A 15,078-nucleotide genomic window follows, 5' to 3' on the forward strand; every position below is an offset into this window, starting at 1 on the left:
CTGATGCACCTAGTGGCTATACCGTCGCTTACCTCATGAAACGATAGCAATGATTGAACTCGCAGCCAATCCACTTATTTATCCATTCAAGCCACCATCGTCACGACACTGGGTCGAGATCGCCCCGGGCGTACGCTGGATCCGACTGTCGATGCCATTCCGACTCGACCACATCAATGTATGGGCCATAGATACCCATGATGGCTGGGTGCTGGTAGATACCGGCCTGAATAACCCCGACACCGTGGCCGACTGGCTGGCCCTCATGGCGCACGGGCCGCTGGCACGGCCACTCCAAGGCGTTTTCGCCACACACATGCACCCAGACCACATCGGCTTGGCTGGTTGGTTCACGCGTCGCTTTGGTGTGCCGCTGCACATGAGCCGGCTGGAGTACCTGACCTGCCGCGTGATGCATGCCGACACGAACCGCGAAGCCCCGCCCGACGGCGTGCTCTTCAATAGATGCGCCGGCTGGTCGGAGGCAGCCATTGAAAGCTACCGCAGTCGCTTCGGCAGCTTTGGTAAACATATCCACGCTCTGCCTGACAGCTACCGACGGTTGCAGGACGGCGACCACGTCCAGTTGGGTAAATATGGCTGGCGGATCATCACCACCGGCGGCCACTCACCAGAACATGCCTCTCTGTACTGCCCCGACTTGAAACTGCTGATCTCCGGCGACCAGGTGCTACCGAAGATTTCGTCGAATGTTTCGGTGTTCGCCAGCGAGCCACAGGCCAATCCGCTGAAGGAGTGGTACGAAGGGCTCGACAAACTAATGAGGGATGTTCCCAACGATGTGTTGGTACTCCCCTCTCACAACGAGCCCTTTTATGGACTGCATGAACGCCTTGACTCGCTCAGGTCAGGCCAAAATAGTGCACTGAATCGGTTACGTCAGACATTGACTACCGGGCCTCAACGGATCATCGATACGTTCGCTGCACTCTTTCATCGCTCCATCGGAGAACAGGATGCGCAGCAACTGAGCCTGGCAACAGGTGAGGCAGTTGCTTGCATAAACTTTCTCATCGCACAGGCCACCATAGAAGTCACGATGGACGAAAACGGGGTCGCGTGGCACTCAACAAGATATTGACATTGAAGTGCCGCCCTACGCTCTATGGTGAATCGACCCGGTTGATCTAGACGCCGTCGAGCCTCGAACCGAAGCCCATTGGCAGGTGCAACGGTGTTTCGGCGGCAATCTGCGGAAATCTGACCGAGAAGTCCCCTGAATTTTTATTCGTTTGAGCGACCGTTTTGAGTCGTTATGCACAGTGCGCCGTTATGAGTAGCCCGGTGGGTGTGAACCGCCCCGGGGCGGTTCACCATGCCCATCCGGGATTGGAAAGCTGCCCTGACCCGATTTACCATTCAGTTCGGAGACCGCATCTCCATCAACTGTATGCGTCCGGCCAACCCATCTTGAATCGGATGAATGGGCTGTGATGCAACCAACATAAACTGCTATGTGTCGCATCCCGGACGATCATAGGGTCGCTTGTGGAACAGGTGCGGGTGCTCCTGATACCAATCCTTCATGGCTTGCATCGGCGTCTTGCTCTTGAGTGCTGACTGCGGCAGCTGGTGGTTGTACAAAACCACATAGCGCAGCAAGGTCTGCTCCATGTCCTCGCGGCTGTTGAACCGGTGGGTCTTGAGCACATCGGCAATGCGGCCATTGAATCGTTCGACCATGCCATTGGTTCTCGGTGTTCTGGGCTTGGTCAACCGGTGTTCGATACTCAGTTCTTGGCACAACTGGTCGAACTCATGGTTGCCGCTGGGCTCGCGCTCCCTGCTGGCAAACAGGCGGTCCGTGAACTCCTTGCCGTTGTCGGTCAGCAGCTTGGTGATCCTGATCGGACAGGCCTTGTGCAATGCCCTCAGAAAGGCCCGTGCACTGGCGGCTGTCTTGTTGGCCTTGAGTTGTACGAACACCCATCGCGTGGCCCGGTCGATGGCCACAAACAGGTAGCGCCGTTGCGATTCGTCCTGCATCTGGGGCAGGTACTTCACGTCCATGTGCACATAGCCAGGCTCGTAGCTCTTGAACGCCTTGTGCACAGGCTGTGGCTCCTGGGGCTTGAGGGCGTTGAGGTTGCCCGCCCCATGGCGGCGCAGGCACCGGTCCAGGCCCGAGTGACCTTGCCCCTGTTTCGTGTAGTTCTTAACCCACGATTCACGCGGCCTTTTTACGCTGTGCCTCGTACCAGCGCTGCTCGTATTTCTTGAGCTGCTTCAGCTGTCGCAGCTACACCGTGGTCGGCACCAGTGAAGACCTGCACCGCCTCTTCAGCTTCTACTGGTTCCTGGAAGCCGAGAGCAGGAACACGAGGTCCCGCGAATGGGCTGAATACTTCACGCTCATACGCACTCAAATTGACCTGTTCACCATGGACAAATTCGATGAGGAACTGGTGACCCAGTCCAGAGAGGCCGCCCGCAGCAAGCCTCTGAAATTCTGGAGTCGGTACCGCATCTCGGGAGGCGCACTTGCCTAGCCACGCACAACCATCGATGGCCCCGGCAACCGCCCCTGACGGCGCGCCAGCTGACCTGGTCGTCAGCTCTGCGCCGGGCCCGGCCGGCGCCACCCAAGTCCTGAGCCGTTACCGCGACGACGTGTGGGAGCTGTGGCCCTACTTCGAGCAGTCGAACCTGACCCCCAGCAGCAAGCGCATCGACTGGGCAAACGTTCCTGAGCAATTCAGGCCCGACACCGCAGATCCGGACCGTGTCCGGCCTGCATTGGGCCGGCCGGATGAAAGGCTTTGCCGCCTACGCCGGCGTTGATTGGCGCCTCTCGCCTCACCAACTGCGCCGGGCGTACGCCTGGACCTTCGTGCGGCATCGCCTGGGAAATGTCCTCTTCCTCAAGGAGCAGTTCAAACACTCGAGCATCGAGATGACGCAGCTGTATGCGGCGAACCCTATGCAAGATGACGCGCTGTTTGAAGACCTGTTCACGGAGATCAGTGCCCGAAAAGTCGAGCTGATCGAAGGCTGGCTCCACGCGGATACGCCCCTGGCGGGGCGCGCCGGCCAGCGAATCGTGAGCATGCGGGCCCACGACTTCCCTAGCCGCGAAACTCTCATCGAGGAGACGGCCGATTGGATCAATATCCGCAGCACCGGCCATTCGTACTGCTTGGCCCAGGATGATGGCTGTGGCGGGGCCGGTCTGTATGAGCCGTGGCGGTGCGGCGCCTGCAATGACTCTGTGATCGACAGTTCCCAGCGGATCGCGTGGCAGGCAATACACGCCCACCAACTGGAGCTCCAAGTGGAGGCCCGCGAGTTGGGACCGGCAGCGGTCCAGCGCGTGCAACGAGACCTCCACCGGGTCGAAGACGTCTTGAAGCAGCTGGGGCCGGGGATCGAACCGCTATGAAAGCCAGATGGGACCGACGCCAGGCGCCCGAAGAGGTTCGCGGGCGCAATCGAGACACAACGACCGCCGATCTGTGGGAGGCTCTGGCACGCCTGCAGCGTGCCGAGGCCGTTCCGACGATCACAGCCCTAGCGGTCGAGGTCGGCGTCACTCCAGCGTTGATTCACAACCGCTACCCGGATGTCGCGAAGGAGGTTCGCCGCCTGAGCGGCCGAGAGCCCGGCGCAAGCGAGGACAGCCTCAAGGCGGCGCTCAAACGCGAACAGGAGACTGCCCGTGATTTGCGCGCCGAGAACTTGGACCTGCGCAAGCAGCTTCAGGCCATGGCCTCGGTGAACGAAGCGCTGCGGCAGGAGGTCAGGATTCTGCATGCGACCGGCCACGCGAAGGTCGTGAGCTTCGTGCCCGGGGCACCGACACGCTAGTCGAATAGGGAAGCTGTTTGAGGAACGGCCTTAGCCGGCGCTCGCTCGACCGGCTCGCCGGTGGCTGCCAGGCGCTCAGGCGGACAAGCCTGCATGAAGTCCATCGAGCCTTCGGCGGGCGCGTCCAGCCAGGCGTCGTACTGGGATTCGTCCAGCAGGACGACCATACGCTTCTCTTCGCCTGGGCGGTGATAGTTGCACATGACGGGATGGGAGTCGGCGTTGACCGTCATGAGCGTGAAGGTATGAACGCGCTCTCCTGCAGGCGAATGCCAAGTGTTCCATAGCCCGGCGATCGCCAAGGGGCTGCCGTCGGCCGCGCTGATACGTGTGGGCACGTGCACGTTCGAGCGCCAGTCTGGCTCGTAGATGGCCTCAGCCGGGACAATGCAGTGCTGGGCCTTCTTCCAAGCGGCCTGGAACGGCCTCGCGGTGGCAACTGTTTCGGAGCGGGCGTTGTACGTCAGCTTCACCTTGCGCATATCGGTGGCCCAGAAAGGGATCAGGCCGAACCGCGCGACAACGGCCTCGCGCTCAGGAACCGCCTCGTCGCCCGATTCGAGCTCGGGCGGGCGCCTCACGATGGGCGCAAAGCGTCCTGGAAAGACATCTCGATCGAGAACATCCAAGCCGCTGTCGCGGATGGCTCGAAAGAATTCGCGCAGCCGCGCTGCGTCAAGAACCGAGTGGTAACGAGCGCACATTCTTTGAATTCTGCTTGGCCGCGCGCTCAAGTCCACCCAGGATGCCGCAGTTGACCGCGGCACGGCCAACCGAGCAGCTGCGGTGCAGTGAGCGCAATTCGGCTTCCAACGCCTTCAGCTCCCGGATGCGGACCACGACCTGCTCGATGTGACTTGCAATCAGCTCATCCACGACGCCGCAATTCTCGGAAGGAGCGTCTTTGAAGTGCAGCAGCGTGCGGATCTCAGCCAGCGTCATGTCCAGGCTGCGGCAGTGCCGAATGAAGGCGAGCCGCTGGGCGTGCTCAGCCGTGTAGCTGCGGTAGTTCCCCTCGGTCCGGGCGGGGGACGGCAGCAGTCCCTCGCGCTCGTAGAAGCGGACCGTTTCGGGAAGCGTATTGGTGGCCTTGGCCAGGTCGCCGATCTTCATGGATGAGCCGCCCTTGCAGCGGGCTTGACTTTGTAGTTGCTAGAGGGTTTCCAATTATGCAGTCCGAGGAATACCCATGAGCGCCACCACAAAATTCGAAAGTACCTTTGCCGTTCCGAAGATGGATTGCCCGTCCGAGGAGAACATGATCAAGATGGCCTTGCAAAGCGTCGAAGGCGTGCAGTCGCTCACCTTCGACCTGCCGGGCCGAAAGCTGGTGGCCGTGCATCGCGCGCCGGTCGCCGAGGTGTTGCAGCGTCTCGAACCGCTGGGCTTGGGCGCGAAGCTGGTGCATTCGGCCGCGGTAGACGATAGCGCCGCCGGCAGCTTCAAGAGCACCTTCCATGTCCCGAAGATGGATTGCCCATCGGAAGAGAACATGATCAAGTTGGCCCTGCAAGACGTTCCCGGGGTGAAATCCCTGTCCTTCGACTTGGCCAACCGCAAGCTGACCGCAGTGCATGGCGCTCCGGTGGCGCAGGTCCTGCAACGCCTGGAGCCGTTGGGTCTGGGCGCCAAGCTGCTGGAATCGGACGCGGTCATGGGTGACGACGATGAAATCGACCCGCCTGACAATGCGGCCGAGGCCAGGCTGCTATGGATACTGCTCTCGATCAATGCGGCCATGTTCGTGATCGAGATCGTGATGGGCTTCATCGCTCAATCGACCGGGCTCATCGCCGACTCGCTCGACATGTTCGCCGACGCTGCGGTGTATGGGCTGTCCCTGTTTGCCGTCGGCCGAGCAGCTGCCCTTAAGACGCGTGCGGCTCACACGGCGGGCTGGTTGCAACTGGCGCTTGCGCTCATGGCACTCAGCGAGGTCGTTCGACGCTTCATCGCCGGGAGCGAACCTGTCTCGGGCCTGATGATGGGGATGGGCCTGGTGGCCCTGATCGCCAACGTCATCTGCCTGGTCTTGATATCCAAGAAGCGGGATGCCGGTGCGCACATGAAGGCAAGCTACATCTTCTCGGCCAACGACGTGATCGCCAATGCGGGCGTGATCCTGGCTGGCTTCCTGGTGGCCATGACCGGATCCAACTACCCTGATCTGGTCATCGGCACCGTGGTGGGTCTGATCGTCTTGAACGGTGCCCGGCGCATCCTGAGTCTCAAATGACGAACCTGACAGCCATAGACGATCGGCAGCGCGGGGCAGCATTTGCTCACCTCGTGGAGCGGGCGAGATCCCGAGGACCTGACCGGTGGAAGGTCCTGGAGGCCGCGCACGTGCTTGGCCAAGAGCGCTTCTGGCTTCATCTGCGGAGTCATTGGTACATGCTGGCCCTGGCCGCGCGTGAGCGTGACGTGCGGGAAGCCGCGGGCCAGCTGTTTAGGATCCTGCTGGTGCCGCTTGGCCACCTCTCGGGCAGGCTGCCGCTTGGCAACCCTGGCCGGGCCACGGTCAGTGCCTTCGCGCCAATGCTGTGAGACCGGAACTCGCTGAAATTCTGTCCGCGTCAATAGCACTCACGGCCGAGCACGGTGCGGCAACGCGCTGAATCCAACCACGGCCCTGCGATCTGGTCTAACCAACAAGAACGATGAAGTATGTCAACCGACCAGCTCGCTGGTATTGCCTTGCGCTTGTAGTCTTTGCCGCAGACCAGACTGCCAAGACCTGGATTCATCTGACCACCCTGCTCGGCTGGTCGCGCGAGGTCGCACCGTTCTTCAGCCTGGTCCACGTACTGAACCCCGGCGCGGCCTTCAGCTTCCTGGCCGGCACCGGCGGATGGCAACGCTGGTTCTTCCTGGCCATCGCCCTGGGCGCGTCGGCCTGGCTCGCTTGGCTGCTCGCCAAGCCGGTGCGCAGCCTCGAGGGCTTGGCTTATAGCCTCATCCTGGGCGGCGCCCTGGGCAATGCCTTCGACCGGGCTGTGCGCGGGTCCGTGATTGACTATCTGGACTTCCACCTGCACGGCTGGCACTGGCCGGCATTCAACATCGCCGACATGGCCATCGTTGGTGGCGCCGTTGGTCTCATTGCATCGTCAGTTCTGGGGCACCGCGAGGCAAACACATCCTCTCGAAGGCACACGTAACTGTTGCCGCTTAGCAGTCCCGACAACAAGGGAGCCCCCCAACCCGCGCGTGCAGGCGTGCTCTGCTGTGCGAAACTTCCTGATGACCAAAGGAATCATCGCGCTTGACGCTGACGGAGTCCTCCTGGACTACGGCTTGGCCTATGCCAGCGCTTGGCAGAAGGCGTTCGGCACGTACCCTGGCGAGCGCGATCCGCTCGCCTACTGGCCCATCGACAGATGGGAAGTGGAGCGAGTTGAAGGGGATAGGCTTGATCTGCTTCGGCGGGCCTTCGACAACGAGTTCTGGTCATCGATCCCGCCGGTTCCAGGAGCGATTGAGGCGTGCCACAAGCTCGCCGCGGCGGGCTACGAACTGGTATGCGTCACGGCCTTGCCTGCGGAATTCAGGGCAGCTCGCGAGCACAACCTGAGACTGCACGGATTCCCGATTCACCTGGTCCACGCCACCGACAACGTGGCAACGGCCGCGAGCCCTAAGGCCGACACGCTCAACTCCCTAAAGCCGATCGCCTTCGTCGACGACTACTTGCCGTACTTCGTGGGCGTCGATGCCGCGATCCATCGCGCATTGATTTTGCGTGGGATTACCGGGTCGCCCAACGCGGGCGACCTGTTGGTACACACGGATTCGCATCACGCCGACCTTCTTGCGTTTGCGAATTGGTGGTCGCAGCGCGCTGGTGATAAGTGCCGGTAACAGTTACTGCTGTTGAGAAACCATGATCTCGCAGAACTGCGATGAAGTGCCGGTGCTCAACCTGATGCACAGGCCTGACCCCAAGCGCGCGCCGGACATGCAGGACAAACGTACGGTGGTTCCGCTGGAAAAGGGGGACTGGGACACTTGGCTGCACGGCACCATCGAACGGGCAGAGTCGCTGATCAAGGTGCCACCGGTGGAGCTGTTTGTGCACAGGGCGAAGGATCCGGCGCAGCAAGTCGAGTTACCTGTTGAGTCAGCATGACGCATGCGTGCAACAGCCGGTACTTGCGCCGACTGGACGCAGCGATATAAATTATTGGTTGTCCGGGCTAACGCGAACCCGGCCGCGTCCGGGTTACCTGGCGCATAGCCGAGTGGTGCGATGCCCCGGCGCCCGACCTGTCCGGATATCGGCAACGGGAGTAGCTTCAACACTACCCCTGCTGCCAAATGAACAAGCTGGCCAAACTCCGTATCCAGTCCGCGATCGCCCAACAGGGCTGCTGCTTTTACTGCGGGCTAAAAATGATTGAGCCCACGCTTCCTGAACTTTCGCAATCAAGCGCGCCCACACGGTGGCGTAAGTTCCTTCGGTGCACTGCAGAGCATCTCACTGCGCGCCAACAGCAAGGCCGCGATGTAGCGCCCAACATCGTCGCCGCCTGCTGGTGGTGCAATTCCCGTCGGCACAGGGGACGTGAGGAGAAAGCGCCAGATTCATTGAGATATCGGCAGCGCGTGCAAAGCTTGATGAAAAAGGGGTGCTGGCACCCAGCAGGCAGGCTAGTTGTTGATTTACACGCAAACCATAGCCGGTGAAAATTAACCCAGAATTGCTTATTCAGTTTCAGGCTGATTGCGGCGATCCAAATCAAGGCCATCAGCAACTGCTAGCTGGCTGCACCAGTCACCAGGTGAATCCAACTACTTCCCTGGACGCTTGTTCGCGAGATCTGGCTGGCGCACATGACAGAACTGACCTTGCCCCTGTTTCGTGTAGCTCTTATTGATCCGCCCCCTGTGAACTTGACTCAAGCAGCGTAGCGAACCGGGGCGTGGTCGAAGTACTTTCGAATGCGCTCGGGCTGACGTTGCACGCTGCGCAAGTGTTTGGCCGTGGCCTTCACCAACTGCATCTTCGTGCGCGCCGGGGCCAGCTTGGTCACCGCCTGTTTGATGTCTGCATTGGCCATCTCATCGGGGTTCAACTCCGGGCTGTAGCTCGGTAGGTAGAACACCTCGATGGCGTCAGCGTGCTCTGCCAGCCTGGCCTTGACCGGCTTGGCGTGGTGCACCCGCAGGTTGTCCAGGATCAGGAACAGCTTCCTGCTCTGGCCCTTGATCAGTCGGCGCAGGAAGTCGATCAGAATCGTGGTGTTGAGCGCCCCGTCAAAGCTGCTCCAGCGCATCTGGCCCTTGTTGGTCACGGTGGAGATCACCGACAGGCCATGGCGCTTGTTGTTGACCCGCACCACCGGTGTCTGGCCCTTGGGCGCGAAGCTCCTGCCGCGCACGTCGTCGCTGCGCAGCCCGCTCTCGTCGCCCCAGTGAATCTCGGCTCCTTCAGCCTTGGCGCGTGCGGCGATGACCGGGTAGTCCTCATCGAGCCATTTCTTGACCGCCGCTGGCGACTGCTCGTAAGCCTTCTTCATAGGCTTTTGTGGTGTGAAGCCCCAGCGGGCCAGGTACTTGCCCATGGTGCGCACTTGCAGCCGGATGCCAAAGCGCTGCTCAATGAGTTGGGCCACTGCCGCGCGGGTCCACAGCGCATAGGGCATCTTGAGCTGATCTGGCGTCTTGTCGGCAATGAGCTTTCGCACCAGGGCCTCCTGGTCGGCATCGAGCAAGCGGTTTTCTCCGAACTTGCGTCCGCCAATGGTGTCGTGCAGAGCCTTGGCGCCGTGTGCCGCATGGCGCCTGCAGATGTTGAAGACGCCCGTGCGGCTCAGACCCGTGAGCGCTGCAATCTCGTCGTAGGTATTACCGGCTTTACGCAGTCGGATGACCTGCACGCGGCGCTCGTGCCGCGCTTCGCGGCTCAGCGATCTCATGTCGGTTGCTTGCATGAATCTGAGTTGAGGGCGGTACAGATAATTTCAAATGCACAAAGGCCTGGTCAATAACCCACGGTTCACGCGGCCTTTTTACGCTGTGCCTCGTACCAGCGCTGCTCGTACTGCATCGGGCTGAGGTAAAAACTCCAGTTTTCAGGGGCAACCTCAGTCCAGCAAGTACAGCCTGGGCTGGATTCCATTCAAGGCTCGGGCGTTGCAATACAAGGCTCCAGGAGCTGGATACGGGGCTTGTCCATGGGGATGAGGACGGCGTCGTAATGCATCGCTTTACAGAATCTATAGTTAACTGAATTTTTAGGGCTCATTCTATAGTCTAGTATTCATCGCGAGCGATAGATGGCTATACTTATCTAAAGATTCGTTGTTTTTTCTTTAGTTTACTTATGAAAACCGTTGGTCAGTTCGCTGCTGCACTGTCAGCCGCCAAGCAAGAGCAGGGGGTGACCCTGGCGGCGCTGGCAACCAACACGGGGCTCACGCCACTGGCCGTGCGGCAGATCCTCGATGGCAAAGTCTCCCCGCGCATCAGCAATGCCATGGCGCTGGCGTCCGAGCTGGGCCTTGAGCTGGTTCTGATGCCCAAGACGGCTGCTGCATCGTTCGAATCCAAAGGGGGGGAGCGCACCTTGCTGAGTCCGCTGGAACGGCAGCTGGGAGCGCCATCCATTGGAATCGTGGGTGACCAGAATTCGGAAGTGAAGGAGGGCCGATGAAATACCGCGCGCTGGATGTGTACCTTGGGGAGGGTAGACGCCAGTGGCGCAGCGCGGCAGAAAGCGATCAGCCAAGGCGCAATTAAGCTGTATTTAAAAGCAGGCTGTATGTTTATACTGCGCTACTGGTAGTGTATTGACACTGGTTGATACCCATATATAGTGTTTCATAGCACTCGCCATCGCGGAGTGCTAGAAACAACCAGTTATCCCCAATGCCCCACAATGTGCGCAAGCCCTTTCAGATTCTCGCCCTCTCTGGTGGAGGCTTCCGAGGGCTGTACACCGCAAAAGTCATAGCGGATGTCGAGAAAGAGATCGAAGCGCCGCTTGCATCGCGTTTCGATCTGATCACAGGTACTTCAATCGGTGGGATCCTGGCGTTGGCACTTGCCCTTGAGATTCCGGCGCAAGATATCGTAGACCTGTTTGTCGACCACGGGGAGGAGATTTTCGACAAGCGCTGGTCACTCTTCGGATTCTGGCGGTCGCCTTATTCACCGGAGCCGCTGAAGAAGCTACTGTCTGACTCCAAGCTATTTGGCGACCGGCTCTTGGGTGCATGCAAACACCCTGTCATCATCCCGAGTCTGAATTACTCTACCGGTGAACCGGTAGTTTTCAAGACGCCGCATCATGTCGATTTCAAGCGGGATCGCCATTTCACCATCGTAGACGTCGCGATGGCCACCAGCGCAGCCCCGGCGTACTTCCCAAGACACTGCTTCAACAACAGCCAGTATGTCGATGGCGGCTTATACGCCAATGCCCCCGGGCTCCTTGGTTTGCATGAGGCCCACAAGTTCTTCGGCCAGGACATCGACAACGTCCGCCTGATGGCGGTCGGCACGATGTCGTCGCGCTTCACTGTGGACCCCAGACAAGACCGGCAAGGTGGGGTCCGAGACTGGGGCGGCGGGTGGCCGATCAAGATGTCCCGGCGTCTCTTCGGCCTCTCCATTTCGGCGCAGGAGGTCTTGAGCGATTTCATGCTGACGCACCGCCTGGGAAAACACTACTGCCATGTAGACGACGAACTTCACGACGAACGTGCCCGTGCTGTTGCATTGGACATTGCAGACAAAAACGCCCGCGAAGTTCTGCTGAGCGCAGCTACCCAACGCTCCAAAGTTTGCATCAGCAAGCCGGAATTCCAAACCTTTTTGGAGCATTCGCCCTCCAAACCGATCTTCTTCCACGGCGAGAACGCACGCACCTGAGGCCCAAGAAACATGCTCAAACTCAACCGCCTGCTCTTCGCTACTGCCGAAGAAGTGTTCATCAACAGTATCGAACCTACCAAGGACCAGCGCCGGGTGCTGGTTGAAGCCAAGAACGAGATCCGCGATCACTTGAGGCCACGAATCCGAGAAGCGACGATCAAGGCGCTGGGCATGGACAAGGCCGTCACCCCGCGTTTCCGGACACAAGGCTCGTGGTCGTACCAAACCTGCGTGCAGCCAGCCTGGCATCCGCCCCAGGAAATGGACTGGGACTTCGGTGTCTACCTGCCAGTGTCTGTGTGGGAGGAAAGTGGGCCTCCGCACGCCATGGCCCAGCTCTACTTCAAACTGGTCGAAGGCCTCTTGAAGGATCTTTGCAAAGAAAAGGGCTGGAAGCTGTACAGCGGCAAGGACACATGCATTCGGGTGCAGATAAATGCCTGGGCGCATATCGATATCCCGTTGTACGCGGCGCCGGAAGCACAGTTTGCGCAAATCGTCGAGAAACGCGTGTTCGATGCGGCCGCGAAATCGGACGCACGTGAAGCGCTCGCCGCAGAATTTGCAGAAGAGGATTTCACCCTGCAGCAGTGGGAGGACATGGTCGACATCATGATGGCGACGCGCTCGGGCGAATGGAAACCGTCGGACCCCGAAGAGGTATCTCGGTGGTTCCTTGACCGTGTCGAGGAGCACACCGAGCAACTGCAGCGCGTGTGCCGTTACCTGAAGGCCTGGCGTGACCTGCACTGGAAGGCCGGCGACGGCCCCACTTCAGTGTGCATCATGATCGCCGTGGCGCAAGCCTTCGAACCCAAGCGTGGGCGCGACGACGTGGCGCTTGAGAGATCCGCACGGGCGTTGTCGATCGCGCTGAAGGGCAACGTGCACGAGCCCGCTATCGCAGAAGGCAAGGAAGATTTCAACAAGCGCCTGGATGCCAATGGCCGCCAACACGCATCGACCCTTGCTGCAACACTGGCTTCCCAGATCCAGGCAGCCAGAATGAAAGCATCGCACTTGGCCGGTGACGCGATCGATATCCTCCGAGCACAGTTGGGCAGCCGCGTGCCCTACCGGACGGACCTGGTTGAGCCGGACAGCGGCGACGACGTCGTCCGGCTGGTCGGCGCAGATCGGGTATCTCGCCCAGTAGTGAATTCGACAAGCGCAGGCTGAGCAATGCCGGAGGCTGCGGCATCGCTCCTTGGCGAGGCGCTCCGGCTGCTGAGGTCGCGCGGCTTCACGCCCAGCGGCTATCGGCGAGGCACGCGGTCATTCGATGGAGCACTTCCGTGTAAGGGCGGGCCGATCAAGGTCAGGCTCAGCGTCACCGACTGGGACTTTCTGACCTACCCCTCGATCAGGATCCTCGATCACCTCGATGTCCTGCCGCCCCTATCGCCGCACGTGTATGCATCGGGAGGTCTGTGCTACTTTGCCTCTGGCGCAGTGGTGTTGGACCGGTTCGATCCGGCAGAATCGATTGCGCAGTGCCTGGACCAGGCGCAACTCGTGCTGGATCGCATCCGGCATGACCCTGATTTCAGGCACGACGACATCCAGGACGAATTCCTGCAGCACTGGTCGCACGGCGAATCCTCCGCCGTCTATTCGGTGCTGATCGGGAACGTTGACCGAACGACCCAGTCGTCGAACTACTGGTTCTTGGACATTGCAGGTGCTTCGCACGCCGTTGTCGCCGACAACAAGGAGGAAGTCGAAGCGCTTGCCTTGGCGTTAGGGGCCCAGCCTCCCAAAGAGACGAAGTGTCCGTGCTGGCTGTTCGCAACTCAGACGCGGCCTGCGGTACCGAAAGCAATCCCGGCGACCATCAAAGAGCTATTCGCGTGGCTCCAGGCATGGGATCACCGGCTGTACCAGCAACTTCAACGCGTGCTCGAACGCGAGACACAGTATCTCAAGTACTCCATCGCAACGTTCGCCATCCACACACCGCTGGGGTGGCTAGGGTTCGGTTTTGATCTGGATCCGCTACATCGGCTTGGCGCTGCCAGGAAGCCTAGGCTCTATCGCCAATTTCTCCACACGAGAGGGGGAACGAGCAAGATCAGTAGGCTGGCGATCACCGAGTTCGGCCCGGACTTCGTCCACAGCCGCAATCTGACGTTCCCCGACCTGAAAGGAAAGAAGATCACCGTAGTCGGCTGCGGTGCCATCGGCTCGCATGTTGCACCGGGTCTCGTGCGGCTGGGCGCCGGCACGGGTGCAGGATGTCTGGACCTTGTGGACTACGATGACATGAAGCCGGAGAACCTTGGCCGGCATGTGCTGGGCTACCCTGCGCTCTTCAAGAGCAAAGCCGAAGCATTGGCCGAAGAGCTCAAGCGACAGTTCCCATTCGCAAAAATCCGGGCCCGCGTCCGCAGTGTCAAGGGACTCCCAGACCTCTTCGATGCGGATCTGGTGATTGATGCAACTGGCGAGGAGATTGTGAGCGAGATGATCAACGCCATGCGCCTGGACAAAGGCACTGAAGTACCGGTGCTCCACGTACGGATCCGGGGGAACGGGGAATGCGTCCAGACTTTCTGGGCAGAGGGGCGCCGCCTCGGATGCTTCCGATGCCTGTTGCAGGCTGAGCACAATCACTATCGGCAGGAGCGCTTCCCGGTCCTGAAAGAGCTGCCCACGCGCAAACAACTGGGCTGCAATGGCTTCACGCCGTACGCGGTCAGCGCACCGATGGCTGCGGCGGCGCTGTGCTTGGAAGTTGTAGTCGACTGGCTTCAATACGGACGGGCAAGCCCGCGATTCCGAACCAGCGCGATGGCCAATGCGAACGTCTACGGCGTCAAAAATCAGGACGTCTCTCGATTGGCTGCCTGCCCCGCTTGCGGGCCTCGTGATGCTCAAGCCACTGCCATTCGGCCGTAATGGCGCGATGCTGCTCATTGAGCCGCAATTATTGGAGCGGCTATTGGGCCTCAGGCAGCTGACGGCGTCCGCACCCGAGGCTGGCGGCATTCTGATGGGCTACCGCCGCGGCCCCCACACCCACGTGACAGAAGCTACCTTCCCGACGGCGGCAGATGTTCAGCGGCGTTTCGGATTCTTCCGTCATGCCACACATCACCAGCGGGTGTCGCGGCGTCGTTGGAAAGAAAGCGGCGAGACAATAGACTACGTCGGCGAATGGCACACGCACCCTGAAGACGCCCCCTTGCCATCAGGCGTCGACCTCAAGCACTGGCAGGACATCGCGCAGGGGGTTTCTAAACCGATGGTCTTCTTGATCGTCGGCCGAGTTTCTAACTGGTGCGGAGTCGGTATGGGGGCAGAATTGACATGCGTCTCCGACATGTAGGCCTCAATTCAAATCGCCGACCAATCAAAGATTGCCCCCCTCCAAAC

At 60.3% G+C, this 15,078-nt stretch carries 18 protein-coding genes and 1 pseudogene; 15 read left to right on the forward strand and 4 right to left on the reverse strand.

The annotated features are described in order from the left end of the window. Nucleotides 1–49: 49 nt before the first annotated feature. Entirely contained in the window at nt 50–1,102 is a 1,053-nt protein-coding gene (locus ASD75_RS05515) for an MBL fold metallo-hydrolase (protein WP_056642830.1), read from the forward strand. Between the two features lie 371 nt (nt 1,103–1,473). Here ASD75_RS05515 and ASD75_RS05520 read toward each other — a convergent pair. Beyond that, nucleotides 1,474–2,148: pseudogene (locus ASD75_RS05520) on the reverse strand (DDE-type integrase/transposase/recombinase); the annotation flags it as partial. Between the two features lie 119 nt (nt 2,149–2,267). On the opposite strand from ASD75_RS05520, the gene ASD75_RS05525 reads away from it, so the two are divergent. The 3 genes from ASD75_RS05525 (at nt 2,268) to ASD75_RS05535 (ending at nt 3,825) form a co-directional block, all read left to right on the forward strand. Continuing rightward, on the forward strand, nt 2,268–2,510 hold the full coding sequence (locus ASD75_RS05525) for a hypothetical protein (RefSeq protein WP_056642833.1): 243 nt from the start codon (nt 2,268–2,270) through the stop codon (nt 2,508–2,510). 233 nt (nt 2,511–2,743) lie between these two features. Then, entirely contained in the window at nt 2,744–3,400 is a 657-nt protein-coding gene (locus tag ASD75_RS05530; protein ID WP_108499779.1) for a tyrosine-type recombinase/integrase, read from the forward strand. Further along, on the forward strand, nt 3,397–3,825 hold the full coding sequence (locus ASD75_RS05535) for a hypothetical protein (protein ID WP_020228498.1): 429 nt from the start codon (nt 3,397–3,399) through the stop codon (nt 3,823–3,825). The genes ASD75_RS05530 and ASD75_RS05535 overlap by 4 nt, the downstream gene beginning before the upstream one ends. Here the strand turns inward: ASD75_RS05535 and ASD75_RS05540 are convergent. Next, on the reverse strand, nt 3,822–4,529 hold the full coding sequence (locus ASD75_RS05540) for an SOS response-associated peptidase (RefSeq protein WP_082564899.1): 708 nt from the start codon (nt 4,527–4,529) through the stop codon (nt 3,822–3,824). The genes ASD75_RS05535 and ASD75_RS05540 overlap by 4 nt on opposite strands. After that, entirely contained in the window at nt 4,501–4,938 is a 438-nt protein-coding gene (gene cadR / locus ASD75_RS05545) for a Cd(II)/Pb(II)-responsive transcriptional regulator (protein ID WP_020228496.1), read from the reverse strand. Before cadR ends, ASD75_RS05540 begins: the two co-directional genes overlap by 29 nt. Before the next feature lie 76 nt (nt 4,939–5,014). Between cadR and ASD75_RS05550 the strand changes: the two genes are divergently transcribed. The 6 genes from ASD75_RS05550 to ASD75_RS24270 all read left to right on the forward strand — a co-directional run bounded on the left by ASD75_RS05550 (nt 5,015) and on the right by ASD75_RS24270 (nt 8,511). Then, on the forward strand, nt 5,015–6,061 hold the full coding sequence (locus ASD75_RS05550; protein WP_056642836.1) for a cation transporter: 1,047 nt from the start codon (nt 5,015–5,017) through the stop codon (nt 6,059–6,061). Further along, nucleotides 6,058–6,372 (forward strand): DUF3703 domain-containing protein, encoded by a 315-nt coding sequence (locus ASD75_RS05555; RefSeq protein WP_020228494.1) that lies wholly within the window; start codon nt 6,058–6,060, stop codon nt 6,370–6,372. Before ASD75_RS05550 ends, ASD75_RS05555 begins: the two co-directional genes overlap by 4 nt. Nucleotides 6,373–6,485: 113 nt before the next feature. After that, nucleotides 6,486–6,986, forward strand: coding sequence for a signal peptidase II (gene lspA / locus ASD75_RS05560; RefSeq protein ID WP_020228493.1), 501 nt, complete (start codon nt 6,486–6,488; stop codon nt 6,984–6,986). A gap of 82 nt (nt 6,987–7,068) precedes the next feature. After that, nucleotides 7,069–7,686, forward strand: a complete 618-nt coding sequence (locus ASD75_RS05565; RefSeq protein WP_020228492.1) for a hypothetical protein — start codon at nt 7,069–7,071, stop codon at nt 7,684–7,686. A 22-nt stretch (nt 7,687–7,708) separates the two neighbouring features. Further along, complete coding sequence (locus ASD75_RS05570; RefSeq protein ID WP_199227788.1) at nt 7,709–7,954, forward strand: hypothetical protein; 246 nt, start codon at nt 7,709–7,711, stop codon at nt 7,952–7,954. A 263-nt stretch (nt 7,955–8,217) separates the two neighbouring features. Further along, nucleotides 8,218–8,511 (forward strand): HNH endonuclease, encoded by a 294-nt coding sequence (locus ASD75_RS24270; protein ID WP_366931137.1) that lies wholly within the window; start codon nt 8,218–8,220, stop codon nt 8,509–8,511. A gap of 212 nt (nt 8,512–8,723) precedes the next feature. Here ASD75_RS24270 and ASD75_RS05575 read toward each other — a convergent pair whose 3' ends face one another. After that, nucleotides 8,724–9,758 (reverse strand): IS630 family transposase, encoded by a 1,035-nt coding sequence (locus ASD75_RS05575; protein WP_056642839.1) that lies wholly within the window; start codon nt 9,756–9,758, stop codon nt 8,724–8,726. A gap of 392 nt (nt 9,759–10,150) precedes the next feature. Here ASD75_RS05575 and ASD75_RS05580 point away from each other — a divergent pair, with 392 nt between their 5' ends. The 5 genes from ASD75_RS05580 (at nt 10,151) to ASD75_RS05600 (ending at nt 15,031) form a co-directional block, all read left to right on the forward strand. Beyond that, nucleotides 10,151–10,480 carry a helix-turn-helix transcriptional regulator gene (locus ASD75_RS05580; RefSeq protein ID WP_056642842.1) on the forward strand — a complete coding sequence of 110 codons (330 nt, stop codon included), beginning with the start codon at nt 10,151–10,153 and terminating at the stop codon, nt 10,478–10,480. A gap of 215 nt (nt 10,481–10,695) precedes the next feature. Further along, nucleotides 10,696–11,700 (forward strand): CBASS cGAMP-activated phospholipase, encoded by a 1,005-nt coding sequence (locus ASD75_RS05585; protein ID WP_056642845.1) that lies wholly within the window; start codon nt 10,696–10,698, stop codon nt 11,698–11,700. Nucleotides 11,701–11,712: 12 nt separating this feature from the next. Further along, on the forward strand, nt 11,713–12,882 hold the full coding sequence (locus ASD75_RS05590) for a cyclic GMP-AMP synthase DncV-like nucleotidyltransferase (protein WP_056642848.1): 1,170 nt from the start codon (nt 11,713–11,715) through the stop codon (nt 12,880–12,882). A 3-nt stretch (nt 12,883–12,885) separates the two neighbouring features. Then, a complete protein-coding gene (locus ASD75_RS05595; protein WP_056642852.1) occupies nt 12,886–14,601 on the forward strand; it encodes a ThiF family adenylyltransferase in 1,716 nt (571 codons plus the stop codon). After that, a complete protein-coding gene (locus ASD75_RS05600) occupies nt 14,573–15,031 on the forward strand; it encodes a Mov34/MPN/PAD-1 family protein (protein ID WP_158276489.1) in 459 nt (152 codons plus the stop codon). Before ASD75_RS05595 ends, ASD75_RS05600 begins: the two co-directional genes overlap by 29 nt. Nucleotides 15,032–15,078: the final 47 nt, after the last annotated feature.

This window comes from Acidovorax sp. Root568 (assembly GCF_001427445.1).
Lineage (GTDB): Bacteria > Pseudomonadota > Gammaproteobacteria > Burkholderiales > Burkholderiaceae_C > Acidovorax > Acidovorax delafieldii.